The sequence below is a fragment of the Polymorphospora sp. NPDC051019 genome, assembly GCF_040683055.1.
GTDB classification, from domain to species: Bacteria; Actinomycetota; Actinomycetes; order Mycobacteriales; family Micromonosporaceae; genus Polymorphospora; species Polymorphospora lycopeni.
Window position 1 is genome coordinate 82,404 of record NZ_JBFBCH010000002.1, and the last position, 24,405, is coordinate 106,808.

24 protein-coding genes and 1 pseudogene are annotated in these 24,405 nt (G+C 73.0%); 10 read left to right on the top strand and 15 right to left on the bottom strand.

All coding sequences use genetic code 11. The features are described 5' to 3' along the window. The first annotated feature begins 180 nt into the window (after nucleotides 1-180). Complete coding sequence (locus AB0M79_RS04555) at nucleotides 181-1,368, top strand: hypothetical protein (protein ID WP_364207775.1); 1,188 nt, start codon at nucleotides 181-183, stop codon at nucleotides 1,366-1,368. 51 nt (nucleotides 1,369-1,419) lie between these two features. On the opposite strand, the gene dxs is transcribed toward AB0M79_RS04555, so the two are convergent. Next, nucleotides 1,420-3,372: a 1-deoxy-D-xylulose-5-phosphate synthase gene (dxs, locus tag AB0M79_RS04560; protein WP_364207776.1), complete on the bottom strand. Its 1,953-nt coding sequence runs from the start codon at nucleotides 3,370-3,372 to the stop codon at nucleotides 1,420-1,422. 220 nt (nucleotides 3,373-3,592) lie between these two features. Between dxs and AB0M79_RS04565 the strand changes: the two genes are divergently transcribed. Beyond that, nucleotides 3,593-3,811 (top strand): hypothetical protein, encoded by a 219-nt coding sequence (locus AB0M79_RS04565; protein WP_364207778.1) that lies wholly within the window; start codon nucleotides 3,593-3,595, stop codon nucleotides 3,809-3,811. A gap of 175 nt (nucleotides 3,812-3,986) precedes the next feature. Here AB0M79_RS04565 and AB0M79_RS04570 read toward each other — a convergent pair whose 3' ends face one another. The 3 genes from AB0M79_RS04570 to AB0M79_RS04580 all read right to left on the bottom strand — a co-directional run bounded on the left by AB0M79_RS04570 (nucleotide 3,987) and on the right by AB0M79_RS04580 (nucleotide 8,248). Further along, nucleotides 3,987-4,613, bottom strand: a complete 627-nt coding sequence (locus AB0M79_RS04570; protein ID WP_364207780.1) for a PT domain-containing protein — start codon at nucleotides 4,611-4,613, stop codon at nucleotides 3,987-3,989. Between the two features lie 303 nt (nucleotides 4,614-4,916). Then, nucleotides 4,917-6,164 carry a TRAM domain-containing protein gene (locus tag AB0M79_RS04575; protein ID WP_364207782.1) on the bottom strand — a complete coding sequence of 416 codons (1,248 nt, stop codon included), beginning with the start codon at nucleotides 6,162-6,164 and terminating at the stop codon, nucleotides 4,917-4,919. Nucleotides 6,165-6,166: 2 nt separating this feature from the next. Then, on the bottom strand, nucleotides 6,167-8,248 hold the full coding sequence (locus tag AB0M79_RS04580) for an APC family permease (RefSeq protein WP_364207784.1): 2,082 nt from the start codon (nucleotides 8,246-8,248) through the stop codon (nucleotides 6,167-6,169). Between the two features lie 179 nt (nucleotides 8,249-8,427). Between AB0M79_RS04580 and AB0M79_RS04585 the strand changes: the two genes are divergently transcribed. Beyond that, the gene (locus AB0M79_RS04585) at nucleotides 8,428-9,090 is read left to right on the top strand and encodes a TrkA family potassium uptake protein (RefSeq protein ID WP_364207786.1); all 663 of its coding nucleotides are present in this window, start codon (nucleotides 8,428-8,430) and stop codon (nucleotides 9,088-9,090) included. Continuing rightward, complete coding sequence (locus tag AB0M79_RS04590; protein WP_357536102.1) at nucleotides 9,087-9,782, top strand: TrkA family potassium uptake protein; 696 nt, start codon at nucleotides 9,087-9,089, stop codon at nucleotides 9,780-9,782. The genes AB0M79_RS04585 and AB0M79_RS04590 overlap by 4 nt, the downstream gene beginning before the upstream one ends. A gap of 9 nt (nucleotides 9,783-9,791) precedes the next feature. On the opposite strand, the gene AB0M79_RS04595 is transcribed toward AB0M79_RS04590, so the two are convergent. From AB0M79_RS04595 to dut, 4 genes are all read right to left on the bottom strand, one after another. Next, nucleotides 9,792-10,475, bottom strand: a complete 684-nt coding sequence (locus AB0M79_RS04595) for a DUF3159 domain-containing protein (protein ID WP_364207788.1) — start codon at nucleotides 10,473-10,475, stop codon at nucleotides 9,792-9,794. A 78-nt stretch (nucleotides 10,476-10,553) separates the two neighbouring features. Then, nucleotides 10,554-10,931 (bottom strand): OB-fold nucleic acid binding domain-containing protein, encoded by a 378-nt coding sequence (locus AB0M79_RS04600; protein ID WP_357536098.1) that lies wholly within the window; start codon nucleotides 10,929-10,931, stop codon nucleotides 10,554-10,556. A 125-nt stretch (nucleotides 10,932-11,056) separates the two neighbouring features. Continuing rightward, nucleotides 11,057-11,824, bottom strand: coding sequence for a DUF3710 domain-containing protein (locus tag AB0M79_RS04605; RefSeq protein WP_364207790.1), 768 nt, complete (start codon nucleotides 11,822-11,824; stop codon nucleotides 11,057-11,059). After that, nucleotides 11,821-12,294: a dUTP diphosphatase gene (gene dut, locus AB0M79_RS04610; RefSeq protein WP_364208775.1), complete on the bottom strand. Its 474-nt coding sequence runs from the start codon at nucleotides 12,292-12,294 to the stop codon at nucleotides 11,821-11,823. Before dut ends, AB0M79_RS04605 begins: the two co-directional genes overlap by 4 nt. Nucleotides 12,295-12,475: 181 nt before the next feature. On the opposite strand from dut, the gene AB0M79_RS04615 reads away from it, so the two are divergent. Continuing rightward, nucleotides 12,476-12,964, top strand: a complete 489-nt coding sequence (locus AB0M79_RS04615) for a DUF3093 domain-containing protein (RefSeq protein WP_364208778.1) — start codon at nucleotides 12,476-12,478, stop codon at nucleotides 12,962-12,964. Between the two features lie 10 nt (nucleotides 12,965-12,974). Here the strand turns inward: AB0M79_RS04615 and AB0M79_RS04620 are convergent, their stop codons facing one another. Continuing rightward, nucleotides 12,975-13,757, bottom strand: coding sequence for a hypothetical protein (locus AB0M79_RS04620; protein WP_364208781.1), 783 nt, complete (start codon nucleotides 13,755-13,757; stop codon nucleotides 12,975-12,977). Between the two features lie 299 nt (nucleotides 13,758-14,056). Next, the gene (locus AB0M79_RS04625) at nucleotides 14,057-14,353 is read right to left on the bottom strand and encodes a DUF4193 domain-containing protein (RefSeq protein ID WP_121159124.1); all 297 of its coding nucleotides are present in this window, start codon (nucleotides 14,351-14,353) and stop codon (nucleotides 14,057-14,059) included. 405 nt (nucleotides 14,354-14,758) lie between these two features. Between AB0M79_RS04625 and AB0M79_RS04630 the strand changes: the two genes are divergently transcribed. Next, on the top strand, nucleotides 14,759-15,286 hold the full coding sequence (locus tag AB0M79_RS04630) for a LytR C-terminal domain-containing protein (protein WP_357536420.1): 528 nt from the start codon (nucleotides 14,759-14,761) through the stop codon (nucleotides 15,284-15,286). Between the two features lie 97 nt (nucleotides 15,287-15,383). On the opposite strand, the gene AB0M79_RS04635 is transcribed toward AB0M79_RS04630, so the two are convergent. Beyond that, on the bottom strand, nucleotides 15,384-16,205 hold the full coding sequence (locus AB0M79_RS04635; RefSeq protein WP_364207792.1) for an inositol monophosphatase family protein: 822 nt from the start codon (nucleotides 16,203-16,205) through the stop codon (nucleotides 15,384-15,386). Nucleotides 16,206-16,466: 261 nt separating this feature from the next. Between AB0M79_RS04635 and AB0M79_RS04640 the strand changes: the two genes are divergently transcribed. Then, the gene (locus tag AB0M79_RS04640; RefSeq protein WP_364207794.1) at nucleotides 16,467-18,098 is read left to right on the top strand and encodes an RNA polymerase sigma factor; all 1,632 of its coding nucleotides are present in this window, start codon (nucleotides 16,467-16,469) and stop codon (nucleotides 18,096-18,098) included. Nucleotides 18,099-18,345: 247 nt separating this feature from the next. Beyond that, on the top strand, nucleotides 18,346-18,579 hold the full coding sequence (locus AB0M79_RS04645; protein WP_344141869.1) for a hypothetical protein: 234 nt from the start codon (nucleotides 18,346-18,348) through the stop codon (nucleotides 18,577-18,579). Between the two features lie 196 nt (nucleotides 18,580-18,775). Here the strand turns inward: AB0M79_RS04645 and AB0M79_RS04650 are convergent, their stop codons facing one another. The 3 genes from AB0M79_RS04650 to AB0M79_RS04660 form a co-directional block, all read right to left on the bottom strand. Next, nucleotides 18,776-20,494, bottom strand: coding sequence for a DEAD/DEAH box helicase family protein (locus AB0M79_RS04650; RefSeq protein WP_364207796.1), 1,719 nt, complete (start codon nucleotides 20,492-20,494; stop codon nucleotides 18,776-18,778). A gap of 294 nt (nucleotides 20,495-20,788) precedes the next feature. Next, nucleotides 20,789-21,517: a trimeric intracellular cation channel family protein gene (locus tag AB0M79_RS04655; protein WP_364207798.1), complete on the bottom strand. Its 729-nt coding sequence runs from the start codon at nucleotides 21,515-21,517 to the stop codon at nucleotides 20,789-20,791. Between the two features lie 31 nt (nucleotides 21,518-21,548). Beyond that, nucleotides 21,549-21,767 carry a DUF3039 domain-containing protein gene (locus tag AB0M79_RS04660; protein WP_364207800.1) on the bottom strand — a complete coding sequence of 73 codons (219 nt, stop codon included), beginning with the start codon at nucleotides 21,765-21,767 and terminating at the stop codon, nucleotides 21,549-21,551. Between the two features lie 140 nt (nucleotides 21,768-21,907). On the opposite strand from AB0M79_RS04660, the pseudogene AB0M79_RS04665 reads away from it, so the two are divergent. Both AB0M79_RS04665 and AB0M79_RS04670 read left to right on the top strand, forming a co-directional pair. Continuing rightward, nucleotides 21,908-22,798: pseudogene (locus AB0M79_RS04665) on the top strand (pseudouridine-5'-phosphate glycosidase); the annotation flags it as partial. Between the two features lie 92 nt (nucleotides 22,799-22,890). Further along, nucleotides 22,891-23,859, top strand: a complete 969-nt coding sequence (locus AB0M79_RS04670) for a PfkB family carbohydrate kinase (protein ID WP_364207802.1) — start codon at nucleotides 22,891-22,893, stop codon at nucleotides 23,857-23,859. Between the two features lie 70 nt (nucleotides 23,860-23,929). On the opposite strand, the gene AB0M79_RS04675 is transcribed toward AB0M79_RS04670, so the two are convergent. Beyond that, entirely contained in the window at nucleotides 23,930-24,283 is a 354-nt protein-coding gene (locus AB0M79_RS04675; RefSeq protein ID WP_364207804.1) for a DUF3099 domain-containing protein, read from the bottom strand. Nucleotides 24,284-24,405 lie beyond the last annotated feature (122 nt).

The window sequence follows — 24,405 nt, forward strand, 5'->3', positions numbered from 1 at the left end:
GCCGAGCCGGGCGGGAAGATATCCGCCGGCCACCGTCCTGACCCGCAGTTATACCCGTCGAGACAACGGAACAACGCGAAACGAATTGATGAACGCCTTATTCAGATGTGCCGCCTCGGCCCCCCTTCCGGGTCCCGTACGATGTGGCACCGGGCATCAGGGTCGACAGGGGGACCTCACATGATCTCGCTCCGGCGCGGTCTGCTGGGCATCGGCCTGGCGGCCGTCATGGTGGGCGGCGCCGCCTGCGGCGGCACCGAAGAGGTGCCGCCGGAGCGGGCGCTGCCGGTGGGTCACTACACACTCGACGGTGGGCTCCAGGTCTGGCCCGCGCGCGGAGGGCTGTCCGGCGACGAGGAGGCCCACCGGGCGGTGGCGCGGGCCGTCGACGCCTGGCGCACCCCCGCCGGTGACCGGCCCCGGCTGGAGACCTCCGGCATCCTCTGGCTCGGCGAGACCGACGGGCGGACCCTCGCCGTGGTCGCCGCCGACGTACCGGTCTACGGCGCGTCGTGGCTGCTCCAGCTCGACGGCGCCGGCGACGGGCTGGCGGTGACCAGCGCGGCGCAGTACACCGACCCGGGCTACCTGGTCTATTCCGACCTGCTCCCGGTCCGGCTGGGCAGCACCACCCGCTACCTGGCGTCGGCCCGGGTCGAGCAGGTCACCGGCCCGAACGGGCGCCCGGTGCGGGTGAGCGAAGGGCTGACCGACCCGGTCGACGTGGCGCGGTGTACGGCGAGCCCGATCGCCGTGCGGCTGCGGGCCACCGAGTCGCAGCCCCGCGGCACCGCCAACGACGAACTGCTCGACCTCGGCACCGCCGTCGAGCAGCCCCGCTACCCGGTCGTCCCGGACCAGGACGGGCGCGGCGCGACCGCGCTGGAGGACCTCGACACATGCGCGCTGGCCGGCGAGGACATCGCCTTCGGCAGCATCGACCCGAGCCCGGCCGACGGCCGCTCCTACCCCCAGGTGCCGACCTCGTGGCCGATCGAGTCGATCTACCAGGTCAACCTGGGCGAGGTCGGGTCCGGCCCGCTCGCCGGGCGGTTCGACCGGCTCACCTGGCGCAGCCAGGAGGGCACCACCTACGCGGCGGTGTTCCGGCCGGACAACGGCACGCCCGCGGTCTCGAAGGCCGACCGGGTGGCCGCGGTGCAGGCGTACGAGATCGACATCCAGGGCCGCGAGTACGTGGTGCTGAGCTGGGACGACGAGGACGACGACGCCGTGCTGCAACTGCCCGAGGGGGTCCAGCCGGTGCTGGAGCAGCGGGGGCTGGCGGTGGTGCCGAAGGCCGACCGGTCGCAGATTTACCGGGTGAGCGTCGGCGGCCGGCTGGAGACCCGTACCGTCGAGAAGTAGACCGCGCGCGAGAGCCCCGGACCCTGCGGTCCGGGGCTCTCGGCTACGAGGTCACTTCGCCTTCACGCCCCACGCGTCGGGCACCGGCAGCTCCCGGTCGCCGGCGTCGTCGAGCCGGGACACCCAGCCGGTCACCTGGCGGGCCACGTCCTGGGCGGTCAGCCCGATGTCGGCGAGGATCTGGGCGCGGGTGCCGTGCGGATGCCACTGGGCCGGCACGCCGAGGTCGCGCAGCGGCACCCGGACGTCCGCGTCGCGCAGCTCCTTGGCCAGCGCGTCGCCGACGCCGCCGTTGCGTACGCCGTCCTCGACGGTGACCACCAGCCGGTGGCCGGCGGCCAGGGTGACCAGCTCGGCCGGCACCGGCCGCACCCAGCGCGGGTCGACCACGGTCACGCCGTAGCCGTGCTCGGCGACCCGGGCGGCGACCTGCGTGCCGAGCTGCCCGAAGGCACCGACCGCGACGAGCAGGACGTCCTTGCGCTCGGCCTCGGCGAGCACGTCGACCGGCCCGACCCGGCGCACGGCCGGCAGGTCGGCGGCGACCGAACCGGTCGGGAAGCGCAGGATGGTCGGGCCGTCGTCGACGGCGACCGCCTCGCGTAGTTCCTCGCGCAGGGTGGCGGCGTCACGGGGGGCGGCGATACGCAGGCCCGGCACCACCCCGAAGACCGACATGTCCCAGATGCCGTAGTGGCTCGGCCCGTCCGGTCCGGTGATGCCGGCCCGGTCGAGCACGAAGGTGACCGGCAGCTTGTGCATGGCGACGTCGAGCAGCACCTGGTCGAAGGCCCGGTTGAGGAAGGTGGCGTAGACGGCCACGACCGGGTGCAGGCCGCCGAGCGCCAGCCCGGCCGCCGAGGTGGCGGCGTGCTGCTCGGCGATGCCGACGTCGTACGTGCGCTCGGGATACTTGCGGGCCAGCGCGGCGATCCCGGTCGGCTCGGCCATCGCGGCCGTGATGCCGACGACGTCGGGGCGCTCGTCGGCGATGGCGACCAGTTCCTCGGCGAAGACGTGGGTCCACTTGACGCTCGGCTTCGCCAGCAGCTTGCCCGTCTCCGCGTCGAAGGCACCCGGGCCGTGCAGGCAGTCGGCCTCGTCCTCCTCCGCCGGCCGGTAGCCGTAGCCCTTGCGGGTGACCGCGTGCACGATCACCGGGCCGCCGAAGCCCTTGGCCTTGCGCAGCGCCGACTCGACGGCGGCGACGTCGTGGCCGTCGATCGGGCCGACGTACTTCAGGCCGAGGTCCTCGAACATGGTCTGCGGGGAGACCGCGTCCTTGATCCCCTTCTTGACCGCGTGCAGCACCTCGTACATCGGCTTGCCGACCAGCGGCGTCGAGCCGAGCGACTCCCGGACCAGGTCGAGGACCTTCTCGTAGCCGGGGTTGAGCCGCAGCGCCGACAGGTGGTCGGCCAGCCCGCCGATGGTCGGCGCGTAGGAGCGGCCGTTGTCGTTGACGACGATGACCAGCGGGTTGCGGGCGCCGGCGATGTTGTTCAGCGCCTCCCAGCACATGCCGCCGGTCAGTGCGCCGTCGCCGACCACCGCCACGACGCTGCGCTGCTCGCCGCGCAGGGCGAACGCCTTGGCGAGCCCGTCGGCGTAGGACAGCGCGGTCGAGGCGTGCGAGTTCTCGATCAGGTCGTGCTCGCTCTCGGCCTGGCTCGGGTAGCCGGACAGGCCACCGCGCTGACGGAGCTGGTCGAAGCCCTCCTGCCGGCCGGTCAGCATCTTGTGCACGTATGCCTGGTGGCCGGTGTCGAACAGGAACTTGTCGCGGGGCGAGTCGAAGACCCGGTGCATCGCGATGGTCAGCTCGACGACGCCGAGGTTGGGTCCGAGATGGCCGCCGGTGCGCGAGACCTTCGCCACCAGGAAGTCCCGGATCTCCGCGGCGAGGATCTCCAACTCCTCGGCCGACATGCGTTTGACGTCCTGCGGGCCGTGGACCGTGCTCACCAGACGACCGTCGCCGGCCGGACCTTCTTCAACGCTCATGACCGGACAGTCTATCGGTGCCGGCCACGCACGCGGCCTGAGACAAGATCGACCGATGGCCCCCCGGCCGGGCCCGGCACCGCCGGGCGCCAGTTTCGACAAGGCTGTCGTTCCGGGGTGATTCCACCCACGGGCCGTCACCCGATCGGTCAACAAAAGCGGCGGAATGCCGCGACCGCCGTACGCTGAGGGTAACTACGCCCTTCCCGAAGGTAACGCCATGTCGTCGCTGCCGTCCGTCCCCCGGCACCCCGTCCGTCCCGGCGCCGCCGCCGCCGGCCAGGTGCTCGCGCTGGCCCTCGTGGCCCTGGTCGCCCTGCCCCTGCTGCCCGTGGTCCTGCTGGTCGCCGCCTGGATCAGGCTGCGGGACCGGTTCGACCGCCCGGCACCCGCCGCCCGGCCGGTCTCCGCCCCGCCCTCCGCGGCCCACGCCGCCTGACCGCCGCCGCGCGGCCCCGCGGACCGGTTCGCCGCCGGCCACTGACTGCCCGGCCCCGCGGACCGGCCCGCCGCCGGCGCTGTCGGTCCGCCGTCACCGGTTCAAGGTCCGCCGCCAGACGCCGCGGGTCCCGCGGGCGCGTCGCCCGCGGGACCCGGAAACGCCCGGCTACGGGTCACTCCACCCGGCGCCGGAAACGGCCGAGGAGCAGGACGACAGCGCCCGCCCCGAGCAGGGACAGCCCGACACCCGCCACGGTCGCGGTCGAGTCACCGGTCTTCGGCAGCTCGTCCTTGTGCGTCGGCGTGGCGGTCGGCTTGTGCGTCGGCTTGTGGGTGGGCGTGTGGGTCGGCTTGTGCGTCGGCTTGTGGGTCGGTTTGTGGGTCGGCTTGTGCGTGGGCCGGTGGGTCGGCTTGTGGGTCGGCTTGTGGCCCAGCGTCTCGCTGTACTTGAAGCCGGCGATCCACAGCGTCCAGGTCGTGCCGGGCTCCCACTTGACCCGCTGGTAGTCGTAGTCGTCGGCCCGGACGTAGCCCTCGATCTTCTTGTCCTTGTCCTTGTCGCTGGACAGGACGTAGCGTTCGCCCTTCTCCGATCCGTTGCGGATCCGCAGGACGGCGTACTCGTCACCCTTGTCGTGCTTGACCGACAGGCCGTAGTCCTTGCGGTCGGGCCGGCAGCGCTCCCGCTCCTCGCCGCCGGTGGTGCTGTTCTCGCCTCCCTCCCACGGCCTGCACGTGGGCGTCGACGCGACGTTCACCTCGGCCCCGTATGCGGCCGGCGCGGCAGCCAGCCCCATCATCCCGATGGCTCCCAACAGACCCGCCGTGACGGCGGCTGACAACGTACGAAGCACAACGTCCTCCAAGGAAGTTGCAAAAAGGACCCCATTGTCGATGGGCTTCACCGGCGGACGGTGGGCACGATGTGCGTCCCGACCAGCTAACGAGGCATCCATCAACGGGGCGCGCCCACGGGACACAACTACGTCCGGTGGGCCTGGCGATGACACCGGGTAGTCGCGAATGGCCGGCCGATCGGACCACCCCGGGCGCTGTCCGGCCGAACCGGACATCGATAGATCCGCCGCGACGGCGGGCGGCGGTCAGCCCGGGAGGAGCAGGCCGACGCACTCCACGTGCTGCGTCATCGGGAACAGGTCGTACGCCCGCAGGGCCGCCAGCCGCCAGCCGGCGGACCGGAACGTCGCCACGTCACGCGCGAAGGCCGCCGGGTCGCAGGCGACGTACGCGACCGCCCGCGGCGCCGCCCCGACCAGGGCGCGCACCACCCCGGCCCCGGCACCGGCCCGGGGCGGATCGAGCACCACCAGGTCGACCGGGCCGGTGATCCGGCGCCGGGCCAGCGCCGTCTCGACCCGGGCCGCGACGATCTCGACCCCGGGCAGGTCGCGCAGGTTGTCCCGGGCCGCCGCCACACCCACCGGCGCCGCCTCGACCAGGGTGATCCGGGCCGCCGGCCCGACCCGGTCGGCCAGCGCCGCGGCGAAGAGCCCGGCACCGCCGTACAGGTCCCACGCCGACTCCCCCGGCGCCGGGTCGAGCAGGTCGACCACGGCCCCGGCCAGCGTGTCGGCCGCCGCCGGGTGCACCTGCCAGAACGCCTCCGCCGGCAGCCGCCAGTCCCGGCCGACGGCCCGTTCGGTCACCGTCGCCGGACCGTCCACGACGGTCGCGGCGCCGTCGGCGAGGGCGCGGACGGTCACGTCGCCGCCGGACGACGCGACCGTCTCCACCACCTCGGCCGCCGGCCAGCGTCGGCCACCGGCCGCCAGCACCGGCAGGTCCCGTACGCCGGGGTGCGCGATCAGGCAGCGGTCGACGGGTACGACCTGGTGGGTGCGGTGGCGCAACAGTCCGGCCCGGCCGGCCGCGTCGACGGCGTACCGCACCCGGGACCGCCAGCCGAGCGGCCCGCCCGGCAGCGCCTCGACGGTCACCCCCAGGTCGGCGACCTCGTCGGGGGTCAGCCCGCCGAGCCGGTGCAGTTGCTCGCGTACGACGTCGGCCTTCCACACCAGCTGCGCGGCCGGTGCGACGTGCTGCAGGTCGCAGCCGCCGCACAGCTCCGGCCGGGCGTACGGGCACGGCGGCGCGACCCGGTCCGGCGCCGGGTCGAGCACCGCCACCGCGTCGGCGCGCAGGTAGCCGCGGTGCAGTTCGGTGATCTGCGCGACCACCCGCTCGCCGGGCAGGGCGTGCCGCACGAAGACCACCCGGCCGTCGAGCCTCGCCACGCAGTGGCCGCCGTGCGCGACCGCACCGACCACGAGTTCGACCCGGTCGCCCTCGACCGGGTCACCGGCCGCCGCCGTGGTGTCGACCGTCTCCACGTTCACCCCTCCCCCCGGGCCGGGGCGGCGCCGCCCCGGTCCGCCACAGTTTCACCGGCCGGGTCCCCGTCCACCGACGGGTAGGGGTCGCGACGGGCGGCCCGCGGCCCGCGCGCCGGCCCGAGGGTCAGCGTCGCGTCGTACCGCTCCAGGTTCTTGTTGGCGGTCGACGCGAGTTGCCAGGGAACGCTGGTCACCATGACGCCCGGCTCGAAGAGCAGCCGGCCCTTGAGCCGCAACGCGCTCTGGTTGTGCAACAGGTTCTCCCACCAGTGGCCTACGACGTACTCGGGGATGAAGACGGTGACGACGTCGCGGGGCGCGTTCCGGCGCGCGGACTTGACGAAGTCGATGACCGGCCGGGTGATCTCCCGGTAGGGCGAGTCGATGACGGTCAGCGGCACCGGCACCCCGTGCCGTTCCCAGTCGCGCTGCAGCTTCTGGGTGTCGGTGTCGTCGACGTTGACGGTCACCGCGGTCAGCGTGTCGGGCCGGGTCGCCTGCGCGTACGCGACCGCCCGCAGCGTCGGCCGGTGCAGCTTGCTGACCAGTACGACCGCGTGGTTGCGGGCCGGCAGGACCGGCCGGCCCTCGTCGGGTTCGAGTTCGGCGGCGACCCGGTCGTAGTGCCGCCGGATGGTCAGCATCAGCAGGTAGATGACCGCCATCGCGGCGATGGCGATCCAGGCGCCCAGCAGGAACTTGGTGATCAGGACGATGACCAGGACGGTGCCGGTCAGGCCCATGCCGAAGCCGTTGATCGCCCGCGAGCGGAGCATCCGCCGCCGGGCCTGCGGGTCGCGTTCGGTCCGCAGCCGCCGGTTCCAGTGCCGGATCATGCCGGCCTGCGACAGGGTGAACGAGACGAAGACCCCGACGATGTAGAGCTGGATCAGCCGGGTCACCTCGGCCTGGAACCCGACGATCAGCACGATCGCGAAGACGGCCAGGAAGACGATGCCGTTGGAGAACGCCAGCCGGTCGCCGCGGGTGTGCAGTTGGCGGGGCAGGTAGCGGTCCTGGGCGAGGATCGAGCCGAGCACCGGGAAGCCGTTGAACGCGGTGTTGGCGGCCAGGAAGAGGATCATCGCGGTCGCGGCGACGACCAGGAAGAGCAGCACCGACCCGGAGCCGAAGATCGTCTCACCGAGCTGGGCGGTGACCGTCTTCTGCACGTAGCCGGCCGGCCCCGACTCGATCTGCTGGGCCGGGTCCTCGACGAACTGCAGGCCGGTCAGCCGGGCCAGCCAGATGATCCCGACGATCAGGCCGACCGCGACCGAACCGAGCAGCAGCAGCGTCGTCGCCGCGTTGCGGCTCTTCGGCGGCTTGAACGCGGGTACGCCGTTGGAGATCGCCTCGACGCCGGTCAGCGCCGCACAGCCGGACGAGAACGCCCGCAGCAGCAGGAACACCATGGCCACACCGGTCAGGTCGTGCCACTCCGCGCTGATCACCAGGTCGGCGCTCGGCGCCCGCAGGTCGTGGCCGAGCACCACCACCCGGACCAGACCGGTCAGGATCATGCCGCCCACGACGATGATGAAGCCGTACGTCGGGATGGCGAGCGCGGTGCCGGACTCGCGCAGGCCGCGCAGGTTGATCGCGGTGAGCAGGACGACGGCGCCGACCGCGATACCGACCTTGTGGGTGGCGACGAACGGCAGCACCGAGCCCAGGTTGGCGACCCCGGAGGAGACCGACACGGCGACGGTCAGCACGTAGTCGACCATCAGCGCGCTGGCCACCCCGACCCCGGCCTTCTGGCCGAGGTTGACGGTGGCCACCTCGTAGTCGCCGCCCCCGGACGGGTAGGCGTGCACGGTCTGCCGGTAGCTGGCGACCACGGTCAGCATCACCACGACGACGGCCAGCCCGACCCAGGGCGAGAAGATGAACGCGGACGCGCCGGCGATCGACAGGGTCAGCAGGATCTCGTCCGGGGCGTACGCGACGCTGGACAGCGCGTCGGAGGCGAACACCGGCAGCGCGACGCGCTTCGGTAACAGGGTGTGTTTGAGCCGGTCCGACCGGAACGGTCGGCCCAGCAGCAGCCGCTTCATCAGGGCGGTCGGACGGGCCACAAGGGCTAAGCGTACGGCCGGCCGACCCGGTCGCACGTCGCGGAGGGTGATCACGCCCGGCGCGCCGTACGGCCGGTCCGCCCGCGCCGGGCGTGCCGGGGCGTGGCACGCTCTTGGATGACGCGGGCGGCCCGGCCAACGGGGCGGGCGGGGCGCGGCACGGTAGCGGGAGGACCGGCGTGCACATCGTGATCATGGGCTGTGGCCGGGTCGGCTCGACCCTCGCCCAGCGGCTGGAGGCCCTGGGACACTCCGTCGCGGTCATCGACCAGAACGCGGACGCGTTCCGGCGGCTCGGACCGGACTTCGGCGGGGTCACGGTCACCGGCATCGGCTTCGACGGCGAGGTGCTGCGGGCGGCCGGCGTCGAGCGCGCCGACGCGTTCGCCGCGGTCTCCAGCGGCGACAACTCCAACATCATCTCGGCCCGGCTGGCCCGCGAGACGTTCGGTGTCAACCGGGTGGTCGCCCGGATCTACGACCAGAAGCGGGCCGAGGTCTACGAGCGGCTCGGCATCCCGACGGTGGCGTCGGTGCGCTGGACCGCCGACCGGATCCTGCACCATGTCGTACCCGAGGGCATGGAGATCTTCCGCGACCCGACGAGCACCGTGTCGATCATCGAGGTCCCGACCCACCGGGACTGGGTCGGCCGGCCGCTGCGCGGCCTGGAGGAGGCGACCGGGGCCCGGGCCGCCTACCTGATCCGGTTCGGGATCGGCACGCTGCCCACCGCCTCCACCGTCGTACAGGAGGGAGACCAGATCTTCATGCTGGTCACCGACGACATCGCCGAGACCGTGACGGCGGTCGCCGTCGGCGCGCCGGAAGGGGGGCGGTGACCGTGCGGGTCGCCATCGCGGGAGCCGGCAACGTCGGCCGCTCGATCGCCCAGGAGCTGATCGAAAACGGCCACCAGGTGATGCTGATCGAACGGCAGCCGAGGATGCTGCGCCCCGAGCGGGTGCCGCAGGCCGAGTGGATTCTCGCCGACGCCTGCGAACTGGCCAGCCTCGAGGAGGCCGACGTCGCGAGCTGCGACGTGGTCGTCGCGGCGACCGGCGACGACAAGGTCAACCTGGTGGTGTCGCTGCTGGCCAAGACCGAGTTCGCGGTCGCCCGGGTGGTGGCCCGGGTCAACCGGGCCGAGAACGAGTGGCTGTTCACCGAACAGTGGGGCGTCGACGTGGCGGTGAGCAAGCCGCGGGTGATGGCCGCCCTCGTCGAGGAGGCGGTCACCGTCGGCGACCTGGTGCGGTTGATGACGTTCCGGCAGGGCGAGGCGAACCTGGTCGAGATCACCCTGCCGGCCACCGCGCCGTACGTCGGGCAGCCGATCCGCGACGTGCCGCTGCCCCGCGACGCCGCCCTGGTCGCCATCCTGCGCGGGCGGCGGGTGCTGGTGCCGACCCCGGACGACCCGCTGGAGGCCGGCGACGAGCTGATCTTCGTCTGCACGGCCGACATGGAGGACGCCGTACGCCAGGTCGTGCTGGGCGCCGACAGCGTCGAGCGGACCCGCAACGGGTCCTGACGCGCCCGGTCAGGCGGAGGCGGGCGTGGCCACCTCGGTACGGGTGACCCGGCGCACCACCCAGATGGTGATCGCCAGCAGCAGCGCGTACGGCGGGTAGCCCAGCGCCAGCCGGGCGACGCCCAGCGCCGTCTCCATGTCGGCCAGGTAGAGGGCGGCCTGCACACCCACCTTGGTCAACCACACCACGCCCCACAGGATGGTCAGCCAGTTGAAGGTGCGGACCAGCACTGGGTTGTGCCGCCAGTCCGACTTGCCGCCGCCGACGATCACCGACCACAGCCAGCCGACCAGCGGCTGCCGGATCGCCACCGAGGCGAGCAGCGCCACCCCGTACGCCACGCCGTAGAGGATGCCGGGCAGGTAGAAGTCCCGGGCCTCGCCGGAACGCAGGGCGATGAAGGCGCCGATCCCGACGCCGAACAGGCCGTTGACCGCGTGCCGGACCGGCTTGCGCTGGGTCAGCCGGAAGACGGCGATCGCCACCGCCACGCCGACCGCCGCGATGATCGCCGGACGCAGCTCGAAGATGACGTTCACCAGCACGAAGACGAGCACCGGGATGCCCGACTCGACCAGCCCGCGCCAGCCGCCGAGCTGTTCGGCCATCTGCTCGGCGAAGGTCGGCATCCGCTCCTCGTCGGGCGTGCCGGCCGCGTCGGTCTTGGCCGTCGGGGGCTGTCCACTCGTCATCTGGGGCCGTCTTTCACTCGCGGTCACACCGGCGGTGGCACCTGGGCCGTCGTCTGCGGCCGGTTCCACCCCGGTCGGTCACCTGGGCGGTTCCAGCTCGTAGTAAGGGTTGTAGATGACTTTACGGTCATCGCGTACGGCTACACGACCCCGCGCGGTCAACTGCCGGCCCGGCTCGATGCCGGTGATCTGCCGCCGGCCCAGCCAGACCAGGGTCACCACGTCGGTGCCGTCGAAGAGGTCCGCCTCCAGGGTCGGCAGGTTGGTGCGCGGCGTGTAGACGACCGTACGCAGCCGACCGGACACCGAAGCCAGCTCGCCCCGCCGGCACTGCCGGGCCGGCACGCAACCGGACTCGGCGCTCTCCCGTTGCAGCTCCTGCGCGTCGAGTTCCGCCTCGCTGGCGGTCAGCCGCTGGAAGAAGCGGCGCAGCGACGGCCGCTCGTCGGTCGCCATGACCTGGTGTCATCCTCCTCGGCGGGCCCCCGCTGGACCCGCCCGGCCCGGTGCGGGCCGTGCTGCCAGCGTACGCCGGCCGGCCCGGTCGCCGGGTCGGCAACCGGACCGGCCGGGTCGCCTGGTCAGTCCGCGCGGCGCGGGCGGGGCGACGGCTTGCGCTTGTGCGGCTGCTGGTCGCCCGGCGCGGCACCGTTGGTCGCGGGGGCGGCCGGCTGCTGCTGGGCGGCCTGCTGTTGGGCGGCCTCCTGCTGGGCGGCCTGCTGCTCGGCGACCTCGCGCGGCAGGCGCAGCGGCAGCGGCTCGCGCACCGGCTTGGCCTCGCCGCCCCGGTCGACGACCAGCCCTTCGAACGCCCGCGTCAACCGGTCGCTCACGCCGGGATCGGCGGCGACCGGCCCCTGGAAGATGCCGCGCACCATCCACCGCGGCCCGTCGACGCCGACGAAGCGCAGGTCGGTCAGGCCCTCCGGGGTACGGACCCGGGCCCGCAGCTCGACGCCGTGCTCGCCGTCGCTTTCCTGCGCCGCGACGCCGTCGTTGAACAGCGAGGTCCGGATCTCCTCCCGGAACTCGGCCCAGATGCCCTCGCTACGCGGCGCGGCGAACACGGCGAGCTGCAGCGCGTTCCCGCCGTCGACGAGCACGACCTGCTGCACGCTGCCGTCGGGGTTGGCCTGCACCCGGACCTCGACGCCCTCGACCGCCGGGATGTGAAGGCTGCCCAGGTCGAGCCGCTGCACCCCCTCCGGCGCCTCCGAGCTGTCGTACGGGCCGCGCTCGGGAGCCGCGTTCTCCTCGGCCGGGCTGTCGCGCGCGACGTCGGCCGGACCGCCGGGCCGCTCGTCGCGGGCGTGCCGTCCGGAGCCGCCGCGTCGCCGGGAAAAGATCACTGGCTCAACCTCTCGTCCACAAGATCCGCCTTGACAACCTGCTCGACCAGGCCGGCGTGGCCGCCGGTGGAACCGTGCCCGCCAACCCCGCGACTGGAGTCGGGCAGCTCGTCGACGAGCAGGAAGTCTGCCCGCTCCACACGCTGCACCACAAGCTGCGCGATCCGGTCGCCGCGGGAGATTTTTGCCGGGTGCACCGGATCATGGTTGATCAGGTTGACCAGGATCTCCCCCCGGTAGCCGGCGTCGACCGTACCGGGCGCGTTCAGCACCGTGACCCCCAGCTTGGCGGCCAGCCCGGAACGGGGGTGCACCAGGCCCACGTAGCCGTCCGGCAGGGCCAGCGCGACCCCGGTACGGACCAGCGCCCGGGCGCCCGGGGCCAGCTCCACGTCCTGCGCCGACACCAGGTCCGCACCGGCGTCGCCCGGGTGGGCGTACGTCGGCGGCGGCAGGTCCGGGTCGAGCATGCGCAGCGGTACGGGCACGGCGTGGGTCACGGTCTCACTCTTCCGCTCGGGGCGTCGATTCGGGGCGATCGGTCGGTCCGGTCCGCCGGCCGCCGGCCGGCGCCCTCCATCCTGCCGTGTGCCGCCGGCGCCGCGCGCCGTACCCTCGGACAACGTGGAACCATCACCATCTGGACAGAAGGTGGCGCCGGACCCGACCGGACCGGGTGGCGCCGCCGACGGGTACGCCGAGCGGCTGAGCCTGCCCTGGTGGCTGTGGCTGGCCGGGATCGCGGCCGGCGGGCTGTTCGCGGCCGAGATCTGGATGGGGGCCGGCGGGGTACGCGCCTGGCTGCCGTTCGTGGTGATACCGCCGCTGGTGCTCGGCACGCTGTGGTGGCTGGGCCGGATCCGGGTCGCGGTGACCGACGGCGAACTGCGGGTCGACGACGCCCGGCTGCCGGTGCGCTTCGTCGCCGACGCGATCGCCCTGGACGCGGCCGGCCGCCGGGAGGTGCTCGGGGTGGGTGCCGACCCGCTGGCGTTCGTCGTACAGCGGCCGTGGGTGCCCGGCGCGGTGCAGGTGGTCCTCGACGACCCCGACGACCCGACGCCGTTCTGGGTGGTCAGCTCCCGGGACCCGGTCCGGCTGGCCGAGGCGATCCTCGCCGCGCGCGACGCCCGCGCCTGACCGGTCCGGCTCAGGAGCGGGGCAGGCCGGGACCACCGAGTGCCTTGCGCCCACCGCGCAGGTCGTCGCGGATCCGGTCGCCGAGGCTGCGGGTCGCCCGCCGGTTGAGCAGGCTGGCCACGGCGGCACCGGTGAGCATCGGGCCGAGCGTGGTGAGGTTGCGGCCGAACCTGCGCAGCAGCATGTCGCGCAGCTCCTTGCGGGCCGCGGTGCCGAGGATCGCGGCCATCCCGCCGCCGGGCAGCAGCGGGTTCACGCCCCGCCCGCTCGACCAGGCCTGCAGCAGCGCCACGGCGCGTTCGGCGCCGCCGCCCTCGACCGGCACGCCGTACACCTCGTGGAGTTCACCGATCAGCTTGACCTCGACGGCGACCACCGCGATCGTCTCGGCGGCCAGCAGCACGGGCGCCGAGAGCAGGGTCGGCGCGGCGACCCACTGGATCGAGCCGACGCTGCCGCCGGCGGCGCCGATGCCGGCGGTCGTCCGCGAGGCGTTGCGGACCAGGCGCTCGGCAAGGACCTCGCCCTCGATCCCGCCGTAGTGCCGGCGCAGGGTCTCCAGATCGCGGATCGGGACGTGCGGGGCGATGTCGCCGATCGCGTCGGCCATCCAGCGGATGGCGGCCCTCGGCTTGAACAGGTCGCCGACGCCGCGACCGCGGAACTGGTTGATCATCCGGCCGAGCAGCCGCTTGCGCTGGGCCGGTTCGAGGTCGTCGGCGGTCAGCTCGACGACGGTGCCGCTCAGGTCCTCGACGGTGCCCGGCTCTTCGACGGTGCCGGCCTCGACCATCGCGGCGTCGCCGGAGGTCCCGGGCTTCCCGGCGGCCGGCTTCAGCTCGCCTGTCGAGCCGGCGGTACGGCCGGACTCGGCAATCGGCGCCGGCACATCCGACGGGACGTCCGGCGCCGGGTCTGGGCGGCTCATGGTCTGCCCTCCAGCACTTCGTTGGTCCAGTTCGCTCGGCCGGGGACGCGGGCACCGCACCACCGGGCGCTACGAGTCAAGCAGGGCCCCGCCACCCGCGCACGTCGAACTGAACGCGGCGACCCCGGTCCGAGGCCGCCGCCTCCCCCCTCGTGCGTCGGAACTCAGGCGCACTCCCGGCAGATCAGCTCGCCGTTGCGTTCCACGGCCAACTGGCTCCGGTGGTGCACAAGGAAGCAGCGCGCGCAGCGGAACTCGTCCGACTGCATCGGCAGCACCTTGACCGTGAGTTCCTCGTCAGCCAGATCGGCACCGGGCAGCTCGAAGCTCTCGGCCACCTCGGCCTCGTCGACATCCACCGCGCCGGACTGCGAGTCGACGCGTCGTGCCTTGAGCTCTTCCAGGCTGTCCTCGCCGAGGTCAACCTCGTCGCGACGCGGAGCGTCGTAGTCGGTGGCCATCGGTTCACTCTCCCGTATCGATGAGTCGTTGCCGGTTTGTAACGCCGGACGACAGTGTTTCGGTACCCACGGTCGCCGGGATGCCGCCCTTCTCGAAAGAACTGCCCCGGCGAGCGGGGTACCTTACCCCCTCACAAGCGAGGCATGTATACCGCCCTCGTCGGATGGATGTACGCCTGGACGCGAGAAGTTGTTCCCAATGTGACTCAGGCGACACGAAGATAGGGGCCCGGGTCGACTGATCATCGTCGCCGCGCCGGCAGGTCCCCCCTTGTTTCCGCGCACCGGCCGGACAACCGCTAACCTCGGCGGCATACTCGGTAGCCACGGGGCCGACCACGGGTCGGCCGACCGGTCACCGGCCCTCACTCAGTCACCGGGAGCAGTCTCATGAGCTTTGCGCGGGTGCGGGCACTCGTCGTCGTCGGCGCGCTGGTCGTGTTCGCACTGATCTTCGTGGTCTTCGCCCTCGTCCGGGACACCCAGGGTGGCCAGAACACGGCCAACTCCTGCCCCGAGGGCTGGGCACTGGCGAACCTGACGCTCCGCGAGCCCAAGGACGTCAAGATCAATGTCTACAATGCGACAGATTCGGTCGGGCTGGCCACGAGCGTCGCGGGCGACTTCTCCAACCGTAAGTTCCAGGTCGACAAGACCGGCAACGATCCGCTGAAGAAGGGCGTCGACGGGGTCGCCGTCCTGCGCTACGGCCCGAAGGCCGTCGGATCGGCACACCTGCTGCGGGCCTACTTCCTCGACGAGGCCCGCCCCGAGTACGACCCCGCCCGCGAGGACGACGTCGTCGACGTGGTCATCGGCACCGGCTTCAAGCAACTCGCCACGACCACCGAGGTCAACCAGTCGCTGGTCGAGCTCGGCGGCCGGCCGGAGCTGCCGCCGCAGACCTGCGCGGCCCCGACCGACCAGACCTGACCGGTCCGGTTTCGGGGCACCCCGGGACCGGTCACGACACCACCGCCGCCACCGGCCGTCCCGGCCCCACCGAGGGTCGCCGGGGCGGCCGGTGGCGTCACGGGCCGCCGGCGGCGTCCAGTTCGACGAGCAGGTCGTGCAGCGGGCCGAAGAGCGCCGGCGGGGCCGCCACGACCAGGTCGGGACCGGCCGGCTGCCCCTTGAGACCGCCGAGCACCAGGCCGGCCTCGGTGGCGACCAGCCCGCCCGCCGCCTGGTCCCAGGCGTTGAGCCCCTTCTCGTAGTACGCGTCGATGGCCCCCTCGGCGGCCAGGCACAGGTCGATGGCGGCGGCGCCGGCCCGCCGGATGTCGCGCACCCGCGCGATCAGGCCGAGCAGCACCCTGGCCTGGTGCAGGCGCCGGGCCGGGTCGTAGCCGAACCCGGTGCCGACCAGCGCCTGGGCGAGGTCGGTCTCGGCCGAGCCGTGCAGCCGGTGGCCGTCGCGGTAGGCGCCGCCACCGAGGGTGGCCGTCCACTCGGTGCCGGTGGCGATGTTGCGCACCACCCCGGCGACCACCACCCCGTCGACCTCGGCGGCCAGTGAGACCGCGTAGTTGGGCAGCCCGTACAGGTAGTTCACGGTGCCGTCGATCGGATCGAGGATCCACCGTACGGCCGCACCGGCCGCCGGCCGGTCGCCGGAGACGCCGTACTCCTCGCCCAGCACGGTGTCACCGGGACGGGCGACTCGCAGGTCGGCGATGACCTGACGCTCCACCGCCCGGTCGGCGGCGGTGACCACGTCGGTCGCCGTGCTCTTGGTCGCCACCGCGCTGACGCCCTCGGCGCGCATCCGACGGGCCGTCGCGGCGCCGTCGCGGGCCACCCGTACCGCGATTTCCAGCAGATCCTGCGGCTTCGGTGCCGTGTCCTTCACTCCTACCTCCCTCACCACCGCTATCATCCTTACAAACTCCACGTTCGCTCCCATTCGGCGGCCCTGTGCCGCCGTTGCGGCGTGCGACGCGGGATGATCGCTGCCGGCGGAGTTACAATTCACGCCTACCCTCGTGCAACGGCCCGCCCGCCAGCGGCCGGGCCGGGACTCGGGGGTCACCCACCACACCGCCCGGCAGGTCGCTCCGCGCTGCGCTGGACGGTCCGGCCGTGCTCGCTCATCGCCTCCGGAAGGTCATTCGTGACAGAACCCCGCCACGTCGGCGCTGACGTCCGCTCGCTCACCGACACCCTGATCGCCCACGCCGAGCGCGCGGGTGGACAGCTAACGTCGGCGGAGGTCGCGCGCACGGTCGAGTCCGCCGAGGTGACTCCGGCCCAGGCCAAGAAGATCCTGCGTGCCCTTTCCGACGCCGGGATCACCGTGGTGGTGGACGGCTCGGCGAGCACTCGCCGCCGGGTCGCCGCCGCCCGGTCGGTCACGCCCGCATCGCGGGCGACGACCGCCAAGGCGACCAAGAAGCCGGCGCCACCCGCGCCGGCGCCGAAGCAGGCTCCCGCGCCCGAGGAGGCGGCCGCGCCGGCCAAGAAGGCCGTGCCGCGCAAGGCCGCCGCCGGTGGCGAGGCCGCGCCGGCGCCCACCAAGGTGGCAGCGAAGGCCGCCCGGACGGTGAAGGCGGCCGGCGGCACCGGCCCGGCGAAGGCGACCGGTCCCGCCAAGGCCACCAAGGCGACCAAGGCCACGGCCAAGGCCGAGGGCGAGCCGGGCGCCGACGGCGAGATCGATCCGGAGGAACTGGCCGCGATCGAGGACGTCGTCGTCGAGGAGCGCGCCGAGCTGACCAAGGCGGCCGAGGCGGACGCGTCCGCGTCGGCGTCCGACAACGACTTCGAGTGGGACGACGAGGAGTCCGAGGCGCTCAAGCAGGCGCGCCGGGACGCCGAGCTGACGGCGTCGGCCGACTCGGTCCGCGCCTACCTCAAGCAGATCGGCAAGGTTCCGCTGCTCAACGCCGAGCAGGAGGTCGAGCTGGCCAAGCGGATCGAGGCCGGCCTCTACGCCGCCGAGCGGCTGCGGGCGGCCGACGAGGGCGAGGAAAAGCTCGTCATCCAGCTCTCACGGGACCTCGGCTGGATCTCGCGCGACGGCGAGCGGGCCAAGAACCACCTGCTCGAGGCCAACCTCCGGCTCGTGGTGTCGCTGGCCAAGCGCTACACCGGGCGGGGCATGGCCTTCCTCGACCTGATCCAGGAGGGCAACCTCGGCCTGATCCGCGCCGTCGAGAAGTTCGACTACACCAAGGGCTACAAGTTCTCCACCTACGCCACCTGGTGGATCCGCCAGGCCATCACCCGCGCCATGGCCGACCAGGCCCGCACCATCCGCATCCCGGTGCACATGGTCGAGGTCATCAACAAGCTCGGCCGTATACAGCGCGAACTGCTCCAGGACCTGGGTCGTGAGCCCACTCCGGAAGAGCTGGCGAAAGAGATGGACATCACACCTGAGAAGGTGTTGGAGATCCAGCAGTACGCCCGCGAACCGATCTCGCTCGATCAGACCATCGGTGACGAGGGCGACAGCCAGCTCGGCGACTTCATCGAAGACTCCGAGGCCGTGGTCGCGGTCGACGCCGTGTCGTTCTCGCTGCTGCAGGACCAGCTCCAGCAGGTGCTGCAAACGCTCTCCGAGCGCGAGGCGGGCGTCGTACGGCTGCGCTTCGGGCTCACCGACGGCCAGCCGCGCACCCTTGACGAAATCGGTCAGGTCTACGGCGTGACCCGGGAGCGGATCCGCCAGATCGAGTCGAAGACGATGTCCAAACTGCGGCACCCGTCGCGGTCGCAGGTGCTCCGCGACTACCTGGACTGACCCCGCCACGTCAACTGATCGTGTCGCTTTGATCACCAGTCGTATATCCGACTGTGGTAATTGGTCGGTTACGCGATTGTGATCGTTGACGTGGCACCCTTGGTACACGGCAAACTGTCCCAACGATGTGTGACCTCGGTCCCCCGAGGGCACGTTGGGAAGGCCGCACCCACCATGGGTGTTGCACGATAGGTGAGAGCAACGACCGAAGAACGTGTTCATCGGTGACGACCCGAGGAGGAAGGCGATGACCCCGACCCTCACGCCGCCGCCCGAGACGGTGGCTCCCCCAGCCGCCGATGAACGGTGCGACCGCTGCAACGCCGCCGGCAAGCTCCGGATCACCCTGTCGGGTGGCAGTGAGCTGGTGTTCTGTGGACACCACGCGAACAAGTACGCCGAGGATCTTGTCAAGATCACCGTACGGTTCGTGGCCGACCCGGAGTTCAACTGGCGTGGCGCCGACCTGATGGCGAACTGAGACGTTCCGGTTCCGCCCGGCAACCACCGGGCGGGACCGGACGTCCGATCCACCGAGACGCGAAAGCGGCCGGAGTTTCCCCTGGCGGGAGCCTCCGGCCGCTTCGTGTATCCGGCGGCATGTCGCCGCCGTCCGGTATGGCGGTGCCGGGCCGCCGCTGTCCGGAGTGTCCCCGCCGTCCGGCGCGGCGCCGGGCTCAGAGCGACTGCATCGTCGCGATCCGCTCCTCGAGCTGCTCGATCGTGGCCTGGGCGCTGGGCGGCCCACCACACAACCGGCGCAGCTCGGCATGGATCTTGCCGTGCGGCAGCCCGGTGCGGTGGTGCCGGGCGGCCACCAGGGCGTTGAGCTGCCGGCGCAGCCGGATCCGCCGCTCGGCGGCCGTCGGTGGCGCGACCACCGGCTCCCGGGGTTCCGGTGCCGGATCCGCCTTCCGGCGGCGCTGGGCGGCCAACTGCTCCGCCTGGCGCTTGTTCAGCAGCAGCGCCACCTGGTCGGCGGTGAGCAGGCCGGGCAGGCCGAGATAGTCCTCCTCCTCGGGGGTGCCGGCCTGGGCACCGGTGCCGAAGGACGCGCCATCGAAGATCACCTGGTCGAGTTCGGCGGTCGCGGACAGCGCCTCGAACCGCTTCTCCAGCTCGCCGCCGGCCTTCTCGTCGCGCTGGGCCCGCTCCAGCAGCTCGTCGTCGAAGCCCTCCTTCTTCGGCCCGCCGAGGATGTGGTCGCGTTCGGCCTCCATCTCGCTCGCCAGCCCGAGCAGGTGCGGCACGCTCGGCACGAAGACCGAGGCGGTCTCCCCCGGCCGGCGGGCCCGGACGAACCGGCCGATCGCCTGGGCGAAGAACAGCGGCGTCGACGCGCTGGTGGCGTACACGCCGACCGCCAGCCGGGGGATGTCGACCCCTTCCGACACCATCCGCACCGCCACCAGCCACCGGTCCTCGGAGGCGGCGAACGCCGCGATCCGGGCCGACGCCCCCACGTCGTCGGAAAGCACCACGACGGCCTTCTGGCCGGTCAGCCGCTCGATCAACCGGGCGTACGCCCGCGCCGACTGCTGGTCGCTGGCGATCACCAGCCCGCCCGCGTCGGCCATCCCACCCTCGCGCAACACCTGCAGGCGGGCGTCGGCGGCCCGCAGCACCTGTGGCATCCAGTCACCGGCCGGATCGAGTGCCGTACGCCACGCCTGCGCGATCAGGTCCTGCGTCATCGGCTCGCCCAGCCGGGCCGCCAGCTCGTCACCGGCACTGGTCCGCCACCGGGTCTCCCCGGAGTAGGCCAGGAAGATCACCGGCCGTACGACGCCGTCGCGCAGCGCGTCGGCGTAGCCGTAGACCGAGTCGGCACGGGACCGTTGCAGGCCGTCCCCGCCACGCTCGTACGTCACGAACGGGATCGGGTTGTCGTCGGACCGGAACGGGGTGCCGGTGAGCATCAACCGCCGTACGGCCGGCTCGAAGGCGGCCTTGACCCCGTCGCCCCACGAGCGGGAGTCACCGGCGTGGTGCACCTCGTCGAGGATGACCATGGTCCGCCGGGTCATCGTGCGCCGCCGGTGCACCTGGGGCGCGATCCCCACCTGCGCGTACGTCACCACCGCCCCGTGGAAGTCCCGGGACGAGTGCACGTCGGCGTTGCGGAACGACGCGTCGAGTTGGATGCCGACCCGGGCCGCCGCCTGCGCCCACTGTGTCTTCAGGTGCTCGGTCGGGGCGACGACGGTGACCGCCTCGACGGTGCCGTCGGCGATCAGCTCGGCGGCGATCCGCAGCGCGAACGTCGTCTTGCCGGCGCCGGGCGTGGCGACCGCCATGAAGTCCGGGGACCGGCGACGCAGGTACTCCACCAGCGCCTTGCGCTGCCAGGAGCGCAGCGCCGGAAAGGACTGCGTCGAGACCGGTTGGCTGACCACGCGGAGGCCCCCTTCCGATGGTTACGGCCACGGGCGTCGCACCGCCACGAGCCCCATGGAAACGCCTCCGCGACCGGTGGCCGGCGAAGGCCGTCCCAGCATAACCACGACCGTTCCCGCCCGCCCCGGACGACACCGCCACCCCCGGACACCCACCGGTCACACCACCCCGTCGGGCCCCGCCCACGCCATCCACACCCGCACCCGCGCCGTCGCCGCGCCCGTTGATCGCGGTCGTTGATCAAGGAGAAACCGTGGGCGTTTCGCCGGAAGTCGCCGGCAACTACTCCTCGATCAACGCGGCGGGTCGGACGGGGACGGCGGGGTGGGCGGGGGCGAGGGGGGCGGGGGCGAGGGGGGCGGGGCAGGCGGGGAGGGGGGTGGGGCAGGTGGGGTGGGCGGGAAAGGGCGGGCGGGGGCGATCGGGGCGGACCACTTGCGGCGCAGGGCGATCAGACGTACCGCGAAGATGAACGCCGCGGCGGCGACCAGCGGGACCGGGCCGGTGAGCCCGGCCGCGTCGACCGCGACCACGGCGACCGCGCCGCCCAGCGCGGCCACCGCGTAGATCTCGCGCCGCAGGACGACCGGGATCTCCCCGGTGAGCAGGTCACGCCCGAGCCCGCCGCCGATGGCGGTGAGCATGCCGATCACGCACGCGCCGACCGGCGGCACCTGGGCGTCGAGGGCCTTCACGGTGCCGGTGACGGTGAACAGGCCCAGCCCGGCGGCGTCGAGGACGAGCACCGTACGGCGCAGCCGGGCGAGTCGCGGATGCAGGTAGAAGACGAAGCCGGCGGTGACCGCGGCGACGGCCACGTAGCGCCAGTTGGCGAAGGCCAGCGGCGGCACCTCGCCGATCACCACGTCACGGATGATGCCGCCGCCGAGGGCGGCCACGAAGCCGACGAAGACGACGCCGAAGAGGTCGAGGCGTTTGACGATCGCGGCCGACGCCCCGGACGCGGCGAAGACTGCCACCCCGACCAGGTCGGCCAGGAGCAGCACGGTCGAGGTGTTCACCGCGCCGAGGCTACGGGTGCCAGCTCAGGGCTCAGCCCCGCATCGACTCGTAGATCTCCTTGCAGCGGGGGCACACCGGCGAGCCGGGCTTCGGGCTCTTGGTGACCGGGAACGTCTCACCGCAAAGGGCGATCACGAAGGTGCCCATCACGGCACTCTCGGCGATCTTCTCTTTCCGGACGTAGTGGAACATGTCCGGCCCGGTGTCGGCGTCCTTCAGCTCCGGACGCTCGAGAACCTGTGTGCTCACGCGACAACACCTCCGACAAACCAGTTTGACAGGTCACCATCCCACGGTCCAACGCGGCCGGCGCGGGCGCGGGCCGTACCGTGGTGATCGTGACCGATCCTGCCAACCGCCCCGGCCTGCCCGAACACCCGACCCATCCGATCCGGTACGGCGAACACGTCGCCGAGGCGCGGCGCACCGGTCGGCCGATCGTGGCCCTGGAGAGCACGATCGTCTCGCACGGCCTGCCCCGACCGGACAACCTGCGGGTGGCCCGCGAGATCGAGGCGACCGTACGCGAGGCGGGCGCGGTGCCGGCCACCATCGGCATGGTCGGCGGGCAGCTCGTCGTCGGCCTCGACGACGCCCAGCTCACCCACCTGGCCGGCGCCGACGGCGTCACCAAGCTGTCCGTACGCGACCTCGCGGTGGCCGCCGCGACCGGCGCGGACGGGGCCACCACGGTCGCCGCGACCAGCGCGGTCGCCGCGGCCGCCGGGATCGGGGTGTTCGCCACCGGCGGACTGGGCGGGGTGCACCGGGAGGCGGTGCAGACCTTCGACGAGTCGGCCGACCTGACCACCCTGGCCCGTACCCCGATCGCGGTCGTCTGCGCCGGCGTGAAGTCGATCCTCGACGTCGGCGCCACCCTGGAACGGCTGGAGACGCTGGGGGTGGCCGTCGTCGGCTACCGCACCCGCCGGTTCCCCGGCTTCTTCATCACCGACGGCGGCTTCGACCTGGACTGGTCGGTCGACACCCCGGAGCAGGTGGCGGCCGTCCTGGCCGCCCGGGCGGCGCAGGATGTGCACCACGGCGGGCTGATCGTCGCCAACCCGCTGCCGGTCGACGAGCAGCTCGACCCGGCGCTGCACGACCATACGCTGGCCGAGGGCCTGGCGCTGCTGGCCCGCGACGGGATCACCGGCAAGGCGGTCACCCCGTTCCTGCTCTCGCACTTCCACTCCGCGACGCAGGGCGCGAGCCTGGCGGTCAACGTACGGATCATCCTGAACAACGCCCGGCTGGCGGCCCGGATCGCCGCCGCCGCGCCGCCCGGCGCCGACCGGACCGGGGCGGGCCCGATCGGTGCCGGCGGCCTGACCGGCGCCGGACCGGGCGGTAGCGTGCCGACCGTGGCCGGATGACCGGCGAGCCGTCGCCCGCCGGTGCCGGCGGCGACCGACCCCGGATCGTCGTGCTCGGTGACGTGGTCACCGACGTGCTCGCCGTGCTCGGCGGCCCGCTGGCCATCGGATCGGACGCCCGGGCCGGGATCAGCGTCACCGGCGGCGGCCAGGCGGCCAACACCGCCGCCTGGCTGGCGGCCGGCGGTACGCCGGTCACCCTGGTCGCCGCGGTCGGCGCCGACGACGCCGGCCGGGCCCGGGTCGCCGAACTCGCCGGCCTCGGCGTCGACACGGCGGTCCACGAGAGCCCGGACGCGCCGACCGGCACCGTGATCGTGCTGGTCCACGACGGCGACCGGACGATGGTCACCGACCGGGGCGCCAACCTGCGCCTTCCTCCCGGGCACGTCGATGCCGCGCTGGCCGCCCGGCCCGGGGCACGGCACCTGCACCTGTCGGCGTACCCGCTGCTGGACGCCGGGTCGCGCGACGCCGGGCTGCGGGCGCTGGCCGCGGCGCGCGGACGCGGCATGTCGACCAGCGTCGACGCGGCGTCCGCCGAGCCGCTGCGGCAGGTGGGCGCGGCGGCGTTCCTGGACTGGGTACGCGACGTCGACCTGCTGCTGGCCAACGCCGACGAGGCGGCGGTGCTGGCCGGTGACCGGAGCCCGGCCGAACAGGCGCGGGCGCTGTCGGCGGGGATCCGGCACGCGGTGGTCAAACGTGGCGGGGCCGGGGCGGTGTGGGCGCGACCGGACGGCGGGGTGGTCAGCGAGGCCGGCCGGCCGGTGCCGGTGGTCGACGCGACCGGTGCCGGTGACGCGTTCGCGGCCGGCCTGCTCGGGGCGTGGGTCGCCGGTGGCGACCCGGCCGCCGCGCTGCGCGCCGGGGCGGCGCTGGGCGCGGTGGCCGTGGCGACGGTCGGCGCCCGGCCGGCGACCGCCCGGTCGCGGGCCGCCTCCGCCGCCGGTCCGGTCGGCTGACGCCCCCGCCGCCGGCCCCGCCTGCTGACACCCCACTGCCGGGCCGGCCGGCTGACGGCCGGCGGCGTCGTCAGTCGGCGTCGATGATCCGGGGCTGCTCGGCGGCGGTGAGGGTGCGTGGCGGGGGCTCCTCCCGCGACCGGTGCCGCATCCGGTTGACGAAGCGGTGCTCGTCCTTGGGCGGCCGGTCGTTGGCCAGCAGGACGGCCAGCCACGGTACGAGGACCATGCCGATACCGCACAGCGGCAGCCAGATCCACAGCAGTGGCACGTCGAGAGTGATCAGGACACCACCGGCGATCAGGCAGGCGACCCGGATCAGCATCATCACGATGTAACGCACCTGGCGGCTGTGCAACTGGTCGTTCTGGCTGCGCGGGGCGTCGGTGATCAGGATCGGCCGGTGGCCCGTCTGCTTGACCATGGCACTCCTCACTTGACCATGGTTCTCCTGGTGGGTCCGATCCCATCCTGCCACCTCCCGCGCCGGCCGTTCGGGCAACCTCTGTCGATCTTGGACGTACCACGCGCGTGGTACGCTCCTGC

Coding starts and splice junctions, on each gene's coding strand:
- AB0M79_RS04595 (WP_364207788.1), bottom strand. CDS start 10,475: ATGACGAGTGGACAGCCCCCGACGGCCAAGACCGACGCGGCCGGCACG.
- AB0M79_RS04565 (WP_364207778.1), top strand. CDS start 3,593: ATGTCGTCGCTGCCGTCCGTCCCCCGGCACCCCGTCCGTCCCGGCGCC.
- AB0M79_RS04555 (WP_364207775.1), top strand. CDS start 181: ATGATCTCGCTCCGGCGCGGTCTGCTGGGCATCGGCCTGGCGGCCGTC.
- AB0M79_RS04675 (WP_364207804.1), bottom strand. CDS start 24,283: ATGGTCAAGCAGACGGGCCACCGGCCGATCCTGATCACCGACGCCCCG.
- dut (WP_364208775.1), bottom strand. CDS start 12,294: ATGCTCGACCCGGACCTGCCGCCGCCGACGTACGCCCACCCGGGCGAC.
- AB0M79_RS04645 (WP_344141869.1), top strand. CDS start 18,346: ATGACCCCGACCCTCACGCCGCCGCCCGAGACGGTGGCTCCCCCAGCC.
- dxs (WP_364207776.1), bottom strand. CDS start 3,372: ATGAGCGTTGAAGAAGGTCCGGCCGGCGACGGTCGTCTGGTGAGCACG.
- AB0M79_RS04620 (WP_364208781.1), bottom strand. CDS start 13,757: ATGGTCGAGGCCGGCACCGTCGAAGAGCCGGGCACCGTCGAGGACCTG.
- AB0M79_RS04625 (WP_121159124.1), bottom strand. CDS start 14,353: ATGGCCACCGACTACGACGCTCCGCGTCGCGACGAGGTTGACCTCGGC.
- AB0M79_RS04570 (WP_364207780.1), bottom strand. CDS start 4,613: ATGATGGGGCTGGCTGCCGCGCCGGCCGCATACGGGGCCGAGGTGAAC.
- AB0M79_RS04670 (WP_364207802.1), top strand. CDS start 22,891: ATGACCGGCGAGCCGTCGCCCGCCGGTGCCGGCGGCGACCGACCCCGG.
- AB0M79_RS04600 (WP_357536098.1), bottom strand. CDS start 10,931: ATGGCGACCGACGAGCGGCCGTCGCTGCGCCGCTTCTTCCAGCGGCTG.